The organism is Bacillus sp. AFS001701 (assembly GCF_002559405.1).
Classification (GTDB): domain Bacteria; phylum Bacillota; class Bacilli; order Bacillales; family Bacillaceae_G; genus Gottfriedia.
Window position 1 is genome coordinate 1 of the sequence record NZ_NTZO01000034.1, and the last position, 13867, is coordinate 13867.

12 protein-coding genes and 1 pseudogene are annotated in these 13867 nt (G+C 31.1%); 6 read left to right on the top strand and 7 right to left on the bottom strand.

The window, feature by feature from the left end; translation table 11 throughout:
* The 3 genes from CN514_RS03555 to CN514_RS03565 all read right to left on the bottom strand — a co-directional run.
* The coding region (locus CN514_RS03555; RefSeq protein ID WP_141529292.1) for a GerAB/ArcD/ProY family transporter at positions 1-1042 on the bottom strand (1042 nt) is incomplete at its 3' end.
* Positions 1039-2499 carry a spore germination protein gene (locus CN514_RS03560; protein WP_176525780.1) on the bottom strand — a complete coding sequence of 487 codons (1461 nt, stop codon included), beginning with the start codon at positions 2497-2499 and terminating at the stop codon, positions 1039-1041. The genes CN514_RS03560 and CN514_RS03555, both read right to left, overlap by 4 nt.
* Positions 2500-3331: 832 nt before the next feature.
* Positions 3332-4045, bottom strand: coding sequence for a DUF421 domain-containing protein (locus CN514_RS03565; protein WP_098231414.1), 714 nt, complete (start codon positions 4043-4045; stop codon positions 3332-3334).
* 371 nt (positions 4046-4416) lie between these two features.
* Here CN514_RS03565 and CN514_RS03570 point away from each other — a divergent pair, with 371 nt between their 5' ends.
* The 3 genes and pseudogenes from CN514_RS03570 to CN514_RS03580 all read left to right on the top strand — a co-directional run bounded on the left by CN514_RS03570 (position 4417) and on the right by CN514_RS03580 (position 7416).
* On the top strand, positions 4417-5658 hold the full coding sequence (locus tag CN514_RS03570; RefSeq protein ID WP_098231415.1) for a cation:proton antiporter: 1242 nt from the start codon (positions 4417-4419) through the stop codon (positions 5656-5658).
* Positions 5659-5918: 260 nt separating this feature from the next.
* Positions 5919-6378: pseudogene (locus CN514_RS03575) on the top strand (SRPBCC family protein).
* Between the two features lie 222 nt (positions 6379-6600).
* Entirely contained in the window at positions 6601-7416 is an 816-nt protein-coding gene (locus CN514_RS03580) for a putative protein N(5)-glutamine methyltransferase (protein ID WP_286141556.1), read from the top strand.
* Between the two features lie 68 nt (positions 7417-7484).
* Here CN514_RS03580 and CN514_RS03585 read toward each other — a convergent pair whose 3' ends face one another.
* From CN514_RS03585 to CN514_RS03595, 3 genes are all read right to left on the bottom strand, one after another.
* Positions 7485-7619, bottom strand: a complete 135-nt coding sequence (locus CN514_RS03585; protein WP_098231416.1) for a small, acid-soluble spore protein L — start codon at positions 7617-7619, stop codon at positions 7485-7487.
* Positions 7620-7687: 68 nt separating this feature from the next.
* Positions 7688-8353 carry a YczE/YyaS/YitT family protein gene (locus CN514_RS03590; protein WP_098231417.1) on the bottom strand — a complete coding sequence of 222 codons (666 nt, stop codon included), beginning with the start codon at positions 8351-8353 and terminating at the stop codon, positions 7688-7690.
* Positions 8350-8787 carry a GNAT family N-acetyltransferase gene (locus CN514_RS03595; RefSeq protein WP_098231425.1) on the bottom strand — a complete coding sequence of 146 codons (438 nt, stop codon included), beginning with the start codon at positions 8785-8787 and terminating at the stop codon, positions 8350-8352. Before CN514_RS03595 ends, CN514_RS03590 begins: the two co-directional genes overlap by 4 nt.
* Before the next feature lie 124 nt (positions 8788-8911).
* Here CN514_RS03595 and CN514_RS03600 point away from each other — a divergent pair, with 124 nt between their 5' ends.
* Positions 8912-9364, top strand: a complete 453-nt coding sequence (locus CN514_RS03600) for a MarR family winged helix-turn-helix transcriptional regulator (protein WP_098231418.1) — start codon at positions 8912-8914, stop codon at positions 9362-9364.
* 26 nt (positions 9365-9390) lie between these two features.
* On the top strand, positions 9391-9909 hold the full coding sequence (gene paiA, locus CN514_RS03605) for a spermidine/spermine N(1)-acetyltransferase (RefSeq protein ID WP_098231419.1): 519 nt from the start codon (positions 9391-9393) through the stop codon (positions 9907-9909).
* A gap of 854 nt (positions 9910-10763) precedes the next feature.
* Here paiA and CN514_RS03620 read toward each other — a convergent pair.
* Positions 10764-13004 carry an MMPL family transporter gene (locus tag CN514_RS03620; protein ID WP_098231422.1) on the bottom strand — a complete coding sequence of 747 codons (2241 nt, stop codon included), beginning with the start codon at positions 13002-13004 and terminating at the stop codon, positions 10764-10766.
* A 118-nt stretch (positions 13005-13122) separates the two neighbouring features.
* On the opposite strand from CN514_RS03620, the gene CN514_RS03625 reads away from it, so the two are divergent.
* Positions 13123-13746 carry a TetR/AcrR family transcriptional regulator gene (locus tag CN514_RS03625; RefSeq protein WP_098231423.1) on the top strand — a complete coding sequence of 208 codons (624 nt, stop codon included), beginning with the start codon at positions 13123-13125 and terminating at the stop codon, positions 13744-13746.
* Positions 13747-13867: the final 121 nt, after the last annotated feature.

A 13867-nucleotide genomic window follows, 5' to 3' on the forward strand; every position in this document is an offset into this window, starting at 1 on the left:
GAATTAAAACGATAAAAATAAAGCTAGAAATAGATAAAATTTTTAATAATATATCTATTAATCCTTTTGAAGTTGGTACTAAATTACCTACTAAAAAGATAAGAAAGCAAATTGTAAGAGTAGAATAGATTCTATTTTTTCTTATTAAATTCGAGATTCCGATATTAGCCAAATTTAAATAAGATACATAGGAAGAGGCAATTATGAAAAACCAAACTGAAAGAAATAGTAAATCTAGTCGCTCTAGTTCTTTAAATAAAGTTAGGGTTTTAAATAAATAAATTGTCGGTTCTGGAATTAAACGCATTTCCTTTTTACTAAAGAATATGAAGCATAAAACGACAGTAAATAGATTGATCATTGTAATAAATATTGTAGATAAAATAGTACTTTTTATTGTTTTCCTATGAGCGCTATTTACAAATGGGTAGAGAACTAAAAGGCACTCAAAACCATGTAAGAAAACATAAGACTTATAGCTTCCTTTTACTATTTGGGCAAAATTAGCTTGAGTAACCGGGAGTAAAAATTTCCATTCCACTTGTTGAAATGCTTCTACACTAAAAATAAAAATGATTAAAAATGTCCAAAAAGATAACTGGAAAAATCGAGTCGTAGTTCGAATATTTTCTTTCCCTAGATAGATTCCAATTATAAATAAAAGAAGTAAAATACTCCAAGATGGTGAGTTTGGAAAAACCCATTTACTAAATATAAATAGATAGAATTGATTAATTAAATAAGCTATAAAAATAAAATATAAAATATAACCAATTTTCAATATTCCACCAAGCCATTTTCCAAAAAAATACGAACAAATTTCAAAAATTGTTAAATTCGGAAACCGCTTAAGTAAAAATGAATATAGAATTACAGTACAGATCGAATATAGGCAAGAAAGTAATAAAGAAATCCATCCATCATAAGCACTTTCTTGATATAAATGCATTGGTAACGTTAATATTGCAACGTTTAATTGGGAGATTACCAAATAAAAAAATAATTGAAAGGATGAAATAGTCTCATTTTGCTTAATTATCATTTTTTCCACCCTTTCGTATCATTTGATTGAATGGTATCAATAGGACGTGCATTTGTCGGTCGAGTCTTCATTTTCCAATTGGGTACTCTAATTAAAGCATCCTTTAAATCTTTTAATCGAATCGGTGCAAGAGGTGAAAAATATGGAGAACCAAAGGACTCGAGTTTAACCATATGTATAAAAATAAGCATTAAACCGAATATAATACCTACAAATCCATAAATAGATGCCAAAATAATCATTGGAAAGCTTAATAATCGAAGTGAAAAACTCATTTCATGAACAGGAACAACAAATGATGCAACTGCTGTTATAGCTAGAACGACTATCATTGTATTTGATACTAAATTTGCCTCTACTATAGCTGTTCCAATCACGAGTCCTCCAACAATCCCGATTGTTTGTGCAATTGGACTTGGAAGTCGAATAGATGCTTCTCTTAATAATTCCAATATCAATTGCATAATGATTGCTTCGACAAACGGAGAAAATGGTACAAATTCGATACTGTTTTGAATAGTAGTAACTAATTCATATGGGAGAATTTCATAGCTAAATGAAACAATAGATATGTATACTGCAGGTAAAGTTATACATAGAAAAAAACTAAATAGCCTAATAATCCTTAAAAAAGTCCCTATTAAAGCTCTACCATTATAGTCATCGGGAGTTTGGAAAAACGTAAAAAAAGAAGCTGGCATAATTGAAACCGTTGGACTTCCTTCAACTATTACGCAAATTTTTCCGTCAAATAAATTAGAAATAACTCGGTCAGGACGCTCCGTTTCTAGAATTTGTGGAAATGGTGAAAGTGAACTATCCTCTATAAATTCTTCTAACTTACCGGTTGTTAAGTTATTTTCAAGTTGAATAGAGTTAATACGGACTTTAACAGTTTCTAAAATATCTTTATTTACGATATTATCTAAATATAAAATTCCAACATTGGTACCAGGATCTCCAATTGGTAAAACTTCTATTTTAAAATCAGTGCTTCTAATTCTACTTCTTAGAAAATTAATATTTTTATTAAGACTCTCAACAAAACCATCATGAGAACCTGAAACAACTTTTTCATTTGTAGGCTCACTTGTCGATCTCACTTCGAATAAGGCAGTCTCTATGATAAAAGCTTCGTTTGAACCATCAACCAACAAAACCGTATTTCCATTCGTAAGAGCCTCTTGTATTTCGTTCAAACAATTAGTTGACGAAATAGTTGAAACAGGTAGATCTGTCATGATATTTCCATTTTTTATATTTAAAAGTACTTTAATAATTTTTTCATTTATAATATCTTTATTCGAGATTGTATCAATAAAAGCAATACATAGTGGTCTATTATTGAAAGTAATCTTTCTAGTTTTAAAATCAAAAACATTAGAAAACTCTTCTTTTAGTTTTTCTAAATTACTAGTAATGTCCTTTGAAATTGTAATTGTTTGTTCCGTTTCCAATAATATTCCACCTCCTGTCGTATATTGTTTGTAAAATAGAAAAACATATTCATTGGTCAGATTAAGAAATTGAATGATTATAAATAAAGAAAAGGGCTATCTCATAGGTCAGATTAACTGACACGTGAGAGCCCTATTTTTGATTGTCATAATAATATAGAATGCATTAGTGCTAGTGGGAGGTATTTTATTAGCCCTTTTCATTTTAAGTTGTTATTTTCGATCTTTTCAATTAGCAGATTTTTAACTAGTTTACATTCAATATAGAGCCTATTTGCAAGTTCACCCTTTGAAAGTATCTACCATCGTACAAGTGTTAGGTCGTAATACCTTAACCGGTAGGGGTAACTTTTAATTTTATTTGCGATTTTCAGATTTTATTTGCAGTCCACTCTTCATTTACTAATAACAAAAATTAGAATAACAAGTGAAAAACCAGAAATGTCATAGAGGATATTTCTGGTTTTTTTGTATAATTTTCCAATGAAAAGCAGAAAAATACAAAAAGGTTTTAATTAAATGAATTATTCAAAATATCAATCGTGCCAACTCTCAATATAATGAATCTATCTTGAGAAAAGAAAGTAGGTTAGTAGATGAAAAAGAAAATGTTTAGAAATGTTACAACACTAGCATTAACAACAGGACTTATAAGTACTACTTTAACACCGGTTTCACTTTCACATCAAAATGCAATGGAATGATAACGCTCAAAAAACCAGTTAAGAAATATAAGGACAAAACATTAGATGATGTTTTAGAAGCTCTTGGTCTAAATAAATTTAAAAAATGACTAAAAATCGGTAATCTCAAATGAGGTTACCGATTTTTTTCATTCTTCTATATCAACTGGTGAATGAATCTGATCTTTGTACAAATCAAAATACAGTTGACTATTTGTTCCGCGAACACAATATGAAACATCAGCTAATTTCAAACCTCGTCTCTCAATTTCAGTAAAAATCCAAGTCTTTGTTAAATTGTTTTGAGTAATGTTTTTATCAATAATTTGACCATCCATAATGATTTCAATTGGGAAATCTGATTGGGAAGGACTAGAAATTCCTAAATCTTCTCTAGTTACAAAACGATATAACGGTTTCTTTAATATAGATAAATGGCCATCAGGTTCAAAAATAGCGAATTCTACCTCATCTATATCAAATATATCTCTCCTTCTTAGTGCTTGATTGAATGAATCCATAGTAACTTTTAGTTTTTCTATGTTTTCTTCAAGGATCTTTCCATCTTGTATAACAACAGTAGGTTCTCCATTAAATATTGCTCTAGCTTTTTTATTTTTTAATGAAACTAACGTAGCAAGGAAAATAAACGTGCTCAGAATGATTAATGCAGTTATAAAGTTACTAAATCTTATAGAAGTATTAAACGCTAAATTACCTGCAATAGAACCTATTGTAATAGAAGTAATATAGTCATGGTAAGTCATTTTTGAAATAGTTTGTTTTCCTAGTAAGTGGGTAATACAAATAAGTAAAATAAATGCTGAAAGAGTTCGAATTATGACTTCAATTGTTCCAATCATTACCTTCACCTTTAATTTTATTCTTACTATATTTTTACATAAAAGAAATAGATAATACGTAAATATAGATACTTTTGTAAAGTTCCTAAAGAACAAAGCCTATAGTTAACGGGTCAAGGTTATTTTCTGCATATCTATTTCTAATAAACAGTTTAAATGATTCCTTATTCTAATTACTTTGATCGTTAATCAAAGAAGTGGACACTTAAGTAAATGAACTTAAATGCCTTTTTTACTTCTACATATATTTACCTTATTTGGTAAAAATGTTATTAACCTAATAATGGTAAATTAGCTTAACAGATAAATAGTTAAGAAAATAACTAAATTCCATTTCATGATGATTTTTGGGAGAGACTAAGGAGTTTTATATGGAACACGGATTGTTAGAAGTTTCAAACGTGATTATAGGAGAATTCTTAATATTACTCTTAATTGGTGTGATATCTTGGTTGGCTGCAAATAAATTTAATAAACCTTATACAATATTTCTAGTCATTATTGGTTTAGTAATTGGCCTTTTGAATATTGATTTTTTAGATAAAATTGCCGACCTATTTACAAATAGCGAGACTTTTTCATTGATTGTTCTTGGTCTTTTTTTACCTTCGCTTCTTGGAGAGGCCTCGATGAAGTTTGAATATAAAGAAATTAAAAAATATAAAAATGAAATTCTAAGTTTAGCTCTTTTAGGTACATTCATAACATTTGTACTTGTTGCAGTTGCTTTGATTTATATTTGTAAGTTACCAGTAGTAGTATCTTTCACCATTGCTTCTCTTATGTGTGCAACTGATCCTATTTCTGTAATGGGAATGTTTAAGATATACAATGTAAAGAAAAGTATTGCGGCTAGTTTAGAAGGGGAAAGCCTGTTTAATGATGGAATAGCAGTTGTGTTTTTTAAAATATCTACAGTATTCCTATTAAGTTATATTAACATGGGATTATCAGGTATTGGGGCTGGTATCTTATTATTTTTCAAGGTTGTTCTTATTGGTACAGTTATAGGGTTATTTTTAGGATTTTTAGCTTCATACATGATTAGTTTTGTAGATAATTATCCTCTTGAAACAATGGTGTCCTTCTTACTTTTTTATGGATGCTATCTTTTATCGGAGCATTTTCATGGAAGTGGTGTAATTGCAGTTGTAATTGGAGGCATTGTATTTGGCAATTATGGCAAGAAAATTGGAATGAGCGCTGTTACCGAAGATTACATCGCAAGTTTTTGGGATATCGTATCGTTTGTAGGAAATACGATTTTATTCCTACTAATTGGTTTAGTAGTTTATCGATTAGATGTATTTTCAAATTGGAAAGTTTCTTTAATAACGATATTGATCGTATTAATTGCTAGAACAATTGCAGTAAATATTAGTCTGCTAAAAATCAAAACCTTTACAAATAATGAAAAATTTCTTATTAACTGGGGTGGGTTAAAAGGCGCTTTGTCAATTGCACTGGCACTAACTTTACCAGCTGATTTTCCATATAGAGAAAACATCTTGCTAATTGTATATACAAATGTAGTGTTTTCATTGCTGATTCAAGGTTTGAGTATTCCAAAAGTAATAGTGTATATAAAAAATAAAGAAAAAGTCATACAGTAATTGGAAAAAAGATTTAATTATAAACTAAAATAGATCATTTATAAAAAGACTTAAACATTGTTAACTGTTTTTTACAGGAATACAACGGTTAAGTCTTTTTGTTTTGTTTATGTGTAAATCGAATCTGGTACCAGATCGGAGTCTTTTTTTCATTACGATAGAATTTGGTTGTCTTATAAAGAGATTATCCGTTTATACGTTGAATAACTCTATACTGTTAGCGGATAAACTTAATTTTATTGAATAAAGGAGGGAAGGTAATGAACCACAACAATACAACGCATGTACGTAAAAACGAGATTGTAATCACCCGCATATTTGATGCTCCACTTGAACTTGTGTTTGATGCTTGGACGAAAGAGGAGCACTTATCAAAGTGGTGGGGGCCTAATGTATTTACATCGACTTTTCAAACGTTTGATATGAAACCTGGAGGTACTTGGAAGTTTATCATGCATAGTCCTAATGGCGTTGATTTTCCAAACACTAACGTTATTATCGAAGTCGTTCAACTGGAGAAAATCGTCTTCAAACATGAGGTGTTTCCTCATTTTCTAGCGACAGCAATCTTTGAGGAGCTTAATCGTAAGACGAAACTTACATTATAGTTCATTTTTTGAAGAAGATGCTACTGTATTTGAAAAGGTAAAAACTTATGCTGTTCCGGGAGCTGAACAGACAAAGGAACGTCTTGGGGAACATCTGGCAAGTATGTCATAATGCTATCTGTGAACGAGAAATATTATTACAGTGTACCAAAACAAAGTATGAAAAGAAAAGTAGATGAATAAACCGGAATATCCCGATAGAGGGTTATTCTGGTTTTTTTGTTTTTATAAATGTTCAGTAGAAAGGACCATATCCAACTACTAGTATCCAAGTTGAAGAAGGTATTTTAGATTATATAACGAACTCCCAATAATAAACTTTTATAAAGATTGGGTGGGATTAATAATAAAACAAAATGAAATTTATAGTAGTGAACAAATAAAAATAAGTTTAATCGAGCAACTTCGGAACGCCGGTTGCGTTTTTGCGGAAGAAGAGGCCCAGCTTCTCATTTCTGAAGCTGATGATTTGGAAGAACTTTTAACAATGGTAAATCTTCGAGTAACGGGCTCACCATTAGAATATATCCTAGGTTGGGCAGAGTTTTATGGCAATAGGATTGAAGTAGTCCCAGGGGTCTTCGTTCCTCGCCGTCGGACAGAGTTTCTTGCTCAAAAGGCGATTGACTTATCTGTATCTGGTGTCAAAGTGGTTGATCTTTGTTGTGGTTCTGGTGCAGTGGGTGTAGCGATTTCCAAGGCTGTGGGATTGGTTTCGTTGTATGCGGTCGATATTGATCCTATTGCAGTCCAGTGTGCCAAGTGCAATGTTTCTAAACTAGGAGGTCTTGTATATGAAGGTGATCTTTATAACCCATTGCCACCTCAATTACTTGGGAATGTTGATATTATAGTAGCGAACGCACCATATGTTCCAACTGAGGAAATAAAGTCACTCCCTCAGGAGGCAAGGCTATATGAGCCAAAAGTGGCGCTTGATGGTGGTAAGGATGGAAATGATATTCATCGAAAAGTGGCAGAAAATGCGTCTCTCTGGTTAGCTTCAGGTGGGCATTTATTAATAGAGACGAGCAAAATTCAGGCATCTCAAACAGTGGAAATCTTTACTCAATGTGGACTAATAGCCGGGATAGTACATAATATTGAATTGGACGCCACAGTCGTAATTGGTATGAAACCGCCTTTATAGATTAATTAAAAAACAACCAGTGTAGACCCTTTATGGATTACTCTGGTTGTTTTTAGTAGTAGCAAAATTTATTTTTTGTTCGCCTTTTTTGCTAAATTCTGTAATTCACTTTGAGGCTCGGTTGAAAATTCTACGTCTTTTCCGTATCCTTGTGGATTTACGCTTGGAGCTTTTTGTCCTCTTCCAGATGATTTTTTACTCATGTGCTTCACCTCCAAGGATAGTGTTTCCGGAGACAGTAGATTTATGAGTAAAAGTAATCTAGTACATTCTATATAGAAAGATTTTTCTCTTTTTCAAAGTTAGAAGATGTACTATGTTGAGATAATACGCGGTCTAAAAATTTTTTTGTAATCGGCATAAAGTAATTAAGTATTAACCCACCAAAACAAACAGTTAGGATCGTACCAATGCCGATTGGTCCATTTGAAATGAATGCAGCTATTAAGAAAATGAGATAAATGATTGTTTTCGAAAAAAAGATATTTGTTCTAGTTAATTCTTGTAGGATTAATGTTAATCGGTCCACTGGAATAGGTGCAAAGTTTGTGTGTAAATAGGTTGCAGTTCCGAGTCCTGAAATTACTAATCCGAAACTATAAAAAGCTGTTTTGCTATACCAAATTTCAGGCGTTACTAAATTGTGTAATAAATAAAGCCACATATCTATACCGATACCCGTAATAAAGGCAGTTACTAATCCTAAAAATTCTGGTCTTTGTTTTTTTAAAAAGGAATTTATACATATTAGTAGTAGAGCAATGAAGATTTCCCAACTTCCGACAGTCAACCCCACATTTTTGGATAACCCTACTAAAAGGGCATCAAAAGGTGAAGTTCCAAGGTTAGATTGTATATTGATTGAAATACCTAAGGTTAATATTAAAATTCCTAATACGTAAAAGACATGTTTCGCTTTAATTAATCGCTTTATCATTTAATTAATTCTTTTAGCATTAGAATATGAGGGATCCCATCTTCTATAAAGACATCAGAGGAAGTTCGATAACCAAGTTTTTTATAAAAACCTTCTGCATGTGTTTGGCCATGCAATTTTACTTTCGAAGCTCCTTGTTCTTTCGCGATTTCTTCTAAAGCTTTAATAATGTTTTTGCCAAGACCAAATTTTCGGAAAGACTCAAGGATACAGATTCTTTCCAATTTACCTACTCCATCAACAAACCTAATTCTTCCTGTTCCGACTGGTTGTTCATTGTAATGAACTAATATGTGTTGGCAATCTCCATTTAATTTGTCGTATTGATCAAATTCATCATCTAGAGGTACACCTTGTTCTTTCACAAATATATCTTTCCTTATTGCAAATGCTATCTTTAGCTCTTCTTCGTTCATTATTTTTTTGGTATTCATCACTTTTATCAGTCCCTTTAATTAAATTTTTTTATTTTATTGCAAATGCAACAAAAATAAGTTAAATTCAATATATATCATTTTTATTGCATTTACAACAAAAAATAATACTAAGGAGTTAGATATGAAGGAAATTCTTCGTGAAATTGGAATGATTGCAAGGGCTCTAGATTCGATCAGTAATATTGAATTTAAAGAGCATGACCTTACAAAAGGGCAGTATTTATATCTAGTGCGAATAGCTGAAAATCCAGGAATCATTCAAGAAAAATTGGCTGAGATGATAAAAGTAGATCGAACTACAGCAGCGCGTGCTATAAAAAAGCTTGAAATGAATGGATTTATTGAAAAGAAAGAGGATAAAGAAAACAAAAAAATAAAAAAACTCTTTGCAACAGAAAAAGGGGAAAATGTTTATCCATTTATAAAAAGAGAAAACGATTATTCTAATATCGTTGCACTAGAGGGATTGTCCGAAATAGAAGTTGAAACCATTTTTAACCTTCTACAAAAGGTAAGAAAGAATGTAGAAAAAGACTGGGAATTTGTAAAAAAGGGAAACAAGAGAAATTATTGATTAGATAAGAGGAGAGAAGGATTAATATGACGATCAATATAACAAAGTGTAGTTCTAAGGATTCATACAAACTTCAACAAATCGGTTATGAAACCTTTAATGAGACATTTAAGCATCAAAATACGCTAGAAAATATGAATGCTTATTTAGAAAGAGCGTTTAATTTAAATCAAATAGAAGAAGAATTGTTAAATGAGTCTTCACAATTCTTTTTCATTCATTTTAATCAAACCGTCGCTGGATATTTAAAGGTCAATATAGATGATGCCCAATCTGAAGAAATGGGTGATGAATCACTTGAAATCGAGAGAATTTATATAAAGAAGGAATTTCAAAAACATGGGCTTGGTAAAGTTCTGTATAATAAAGCCTTAGAAATTGCGGAGGAACTTAATAAAAAGAAAATCTGGCTAGGCGTATGGGAAAAAAACGAAAATGCGATTGCATTTTATAAAAAAATGGGATTTGTTCACAATGGGTCACACTCGTTTTATATGGGTGATGAAGAACAAATAGACTTTATCATGATTAAAACAATCGGGTAATATGTTTATTTGCTATTTTCCACATTAAAATAATCTCCCAACTACAGATTAATGGTAAAGACACGTTCAGAATAATGGCGTGAAGAAAATTTGGTGTAATGCTAGAAAGAATAAAGGGAATTTTTATAAAAGATGGGAAAGATTACGTCATTATGGAGAAATATTTATAGTAGATAAGTATAATATACGTAAAAACATTGACAATGATACTGATAATCATTATCATTTAAATATGATAGCTTTCAATACTAATAACCCCGTATTGATAAATGGTGTCATAAAACCTTATGTAATTCCCCACCCCTTTTTCATATGGTTATCCAAAAAAGCTTGGTTAGTCACCAAGCTTTTTTGGTATCTATTTGGTGATTTTTAGGGGGAGAATGAAAAGAACGGTCAATTTGGATAGTTAATCTAAATTGGTAAAGAATAAAATTAACATAATTTAATAATAAAATGGAGTAAGTAAACCACTTGAAAACTTTAATAATTTGTTCAATTATTTTTTTTCCTATTATTATGAATGGATTAGCCAGATTTAATCGAATGTTTAACACAATCTTTAATTTAATCGCAATCATTTCTTATGTAGTATTTGGGGTAATTTCAGCAATAGCAATTTATGAAATTATAAAACATGATGTTGTTTTTATGACCAATATCCATGCTGTATTTCTTAATATTTATTTTTTAATTTCTGGCGCTTACTTAGGTATATATGGCTTATATCTATTGATTAATTTGATGATGAAACAGCTTAATCAAACTAATAAGTAATTACAAAGATTGTTCCAATGAAAAACACCATAACGCATCATTTCCTTATATCATGCATTGTGGTGTTTTAATTATGTTTATTTTTCTAATTGCGTTTCTTGTTTTGAAGCATACTCTTTTTTCGAAAGTTCACCTGGCCAATATGCAAATCTACCTAATACTGTAGTTATTGCTGGAACTAAAAGTGGACGAACGATGAATGTATCAATTAATACGCCAATACAAGTAACAATACCAAATTGAACTAATACTTGAATAGGTAGTGTTGCTAACACTAGGAATGTTCCGGCCAAGATTAATCCAGCAGATGAAATAACAGCCCCGGTTTTTGCGACACCATTTGAAACTGCTTCGCGATGTGTTTGTTTCTTTTTATTTTTCCATATCTCGGAAACCATGAATATATTGTAATCTTCACCTAATGCTACTAAAAATACAAAGGAATATAATGGAATCGAACCTTGTATCGCGCTTGCCCCAAATCCATAATGAAGAATTAGCCAGCCAGCACCTAATGCTGAAAGATAAGATAATATGACGGTTAGAATTAAGTAAATCATCGCTGTAAAGGAACGTAAATAAGTTAACAGTAATAATGCAATTAATCCAATCATTACCGGAATAATCACGGATTCATCACGCTCAGTTATATTTTTTGTATCTAAATTCGTTACTGTTTCTCCACCAATCCAGTAATGCTGATCTACTTTTTGTATATCATAATCATTCAATAGTTTCTTAATTTTCTTTTCTAATTGAGGTATTCTCTCTAACCCTTTAATAGAATATGGATTATCGACTAATGAAATTTCATATAGTTGTAATTTTTTATTATCATTACCTGTAATAGGATCAGACACATCTTTTACGAATGAAATTGATTCTAATTCTTTTTTTACAGGGATATTTTTATCTTCTGTATCGATTATTACTTTAACAGGTGCTAATAAACCTGATGAATAATGGTCAGATATTAAATCAAAACCTTCTCTTGAAGGCATATCTTTAGGAAATGATTGAAGTAAATCGTATGTGTATTGTACTCGAGGAACAAATAGAGCTAGCCCTCCTAAAAGAATGATCGAGACTAGAATAATTGTCCAAGGTTTATGAGTAACTAGTTTTCCTATTTTTTGATTAAATGTTACTTTGATTTTTGATTTCTTAATTGATTTTCCTTTTTTCTTAGCTCTTAATGCTTCCATTTCCTCTGTTCTTGGGATAAAAGGAAAAAATGAAACTCTACCAAAAATAGAAAGTAGGGCAGGTAGGATTGTGATTGCAGCAATACCCATAATAAGGACTGCCAAACTAAATGGTACTGCGAAGCGATGGAATGCACCATATTGAGCTAACAAGAGTGTACCTAATCCAATAACGACTGTTAAAGCACTCATTGAGATAGCTCCACTAGATTCTCTGATTGCGAGCTGAAGTGCTTTATATTTGTTTTCTTCCAAAAGTAAATATTCACGATATCTAGATATTAAAAATAAACAATAATCAGTACCTGCACCAAATAATAAAACTGTCATAATCGAAACGGCTTGAGAATCCACCGTTATAATACCTTTATCACCTAAAAAACCTAATAATGGATTTACGATTCCATATGCGAAACCAACGACTATTAAAGGGACAATCGCCATAATTGGCGAACGATATAGAAGGATTAAGAAAACTAATACAAGTGATACAGTTGATAATAAAAGTTTAACATCGGCTTGTGAAAATAAACTTACAGCGTCTGTTTGAATACCAACTGGGCCAGAAAAGCGGACTTTTAGACCAGATTCTGATAATTTTCGTTTTACTGGGTCATCACCAGTATTATTTTTAATTTTTTTTTCTATTAAGTTGATATTTTTTTGTAGTACTTTATCGTCTGCTTTTTTGTCAAAAAGAACAGCTGTAATGATTGTAGAACGATCCTCCGAAGAACTTCGTTTAATTGCCTCAATAGGCATTAAATCATATGACGGGGCTGTTAATTGATTTTTTAATGGATTATTTCGAAGTTCTTTATAAACAGTTTGAATGACTTTGTAATCGTCCTCATTTAGTCCGTCTTTACGGTTCCAAACAATTAATAAAGGATTTCCAGAATCAGTTGGAAATTCTTTTTTTATTAGCTGATCCGCTTTTTGAGACATGGATTGCTTAGGTAAGTTATCTGCAGTATTGTTTTCTACCTTGTTTACAGATGGAAAAGTAAATGATAATACAACCGTTAATAAAACCCACACCAACAATGTTATCCATCTTGAACGTTTACTACTTACAAATTTGCCCCAAGAATGAAAGGGGTGCTGTTTCATATGGAATTCACCTCACGTAAAATTTATCAACTTAATTATATATACTAGTCAGTTAATTAATCAAGAACTTTTATTATGCTATAATGAAGGGGAATTAAAAGGTTAGGAGAGAATCATATTGGAACAAATTAAACGGCCTCTTGGAAGACCACCGCAGGATTCAAAAAAAAAGCCTACAAAAACAACAATCGTTGAAAATGCAATCCAATTGTTCCTTCAAAACGGATATCAATTAGTTTCAATGGATGACGTAGCTAAGAAGTGTGGTGTGACCAAAGCAACGGTTTATTATTATTATCCAACAAAAGCAGATCTCTTTACGGATGCAATGGTTCAAATGATGCTTCGAATAAGTGATCGAATTGCTGAGATTTTATCTACAGATAAATCGTTAAAAGAAAATCTCAACGAAATGGTAAAAGTCCATTTAAGAGCAACTTTTGAAATTGATTTAAAAGCTTTTACGAAAGAAGCGAAAGTCTCTTTATCAGATGAGCAATTACAACAGATGAATAACGCCGAAGAAATGATGTATAATGTGATCGAAAAAGCAATGACAATGGCAATAGAAAATGGAGAAATACCTAAAGGGAATCCAACATTCTATACCCAATTGTTCTTAGCAATTTTAAAGGTTGGAAATTATAAGGATACAGATCAAAATTCAATTTTCTCTACAATAGATGAAATGGCTGAACACATCATAGAATTCTTTTGGAATGGAATAATGGGCAATAAATAAAAGAAGATTTACTTTTGGAGTAGATCTTCTTTTTTTTTGCGTGATAAATAAAACATAAAACATATTCATATTGAGATGGTGAAAATACTTACTCATAGAAGGTTCATGAGTAAGTAAACTA

Excerpts from the sequence above, each read along its gene's own strand:
- CN514_RS03600 (WP_098231418.1), top strand. The coding sequence starts at position 8,912 with ATGAAGGAAATTCTTCGTGAAATTGGAATGATTGCAAGGGCTCTAGAT.
- CN514_RS03590 (WP_098231417.1), bottom strand. The coding sequence starts at position 8,353 with ATGATAAAGCGATTAATTAAAGCGAAACATGTCTTTTACGTATTAGGA.
- CN514_RS03595 (WP_098231425.1), bottom strand. The coding sequence starts at position 8,787 with ATGAATACCAAAAAAATAATGAACGAAGAAGAGCTAAAGATAGCATTT.
- CN514_RS03565 (WP_098231414.1), bottom strand. The coding sequence starts at position 4,045 with ATGATTGGAACAATTGAAGTCATAATTCGAACTCTTTCAGCATTTATT.
- CN514_RS03570 (WP_098231415.1), top strand. The coding sequence starts at position 4,417 with ATGGAACACGGATTGTTAGAAGTTTCAAACGTGATTATAGGAGAATTC.
- CN514_RS03620 (WP_098231422.1), bottom strand. The coding sequence starts at position 13,004 with ATGAAACAGCACCCCTTTCATTCTTGGGGCAAATTTGTAAGTAGTAAA.
- CN514_RS03585 (WP_098231416.1), bottom strand. The coding sequence starts at position 7,619 with ATGAGTAAAAAATCATCTGGAAGAGGACAAAAAGCTCCAAGCGTAAAT.
- paiA (WP_098231419.1), top strand. The coding sequence starts at position 9,391 with ATGACGATCAATATAACAAAGTGTAGTTCTAAGGATTCATACAAACTT.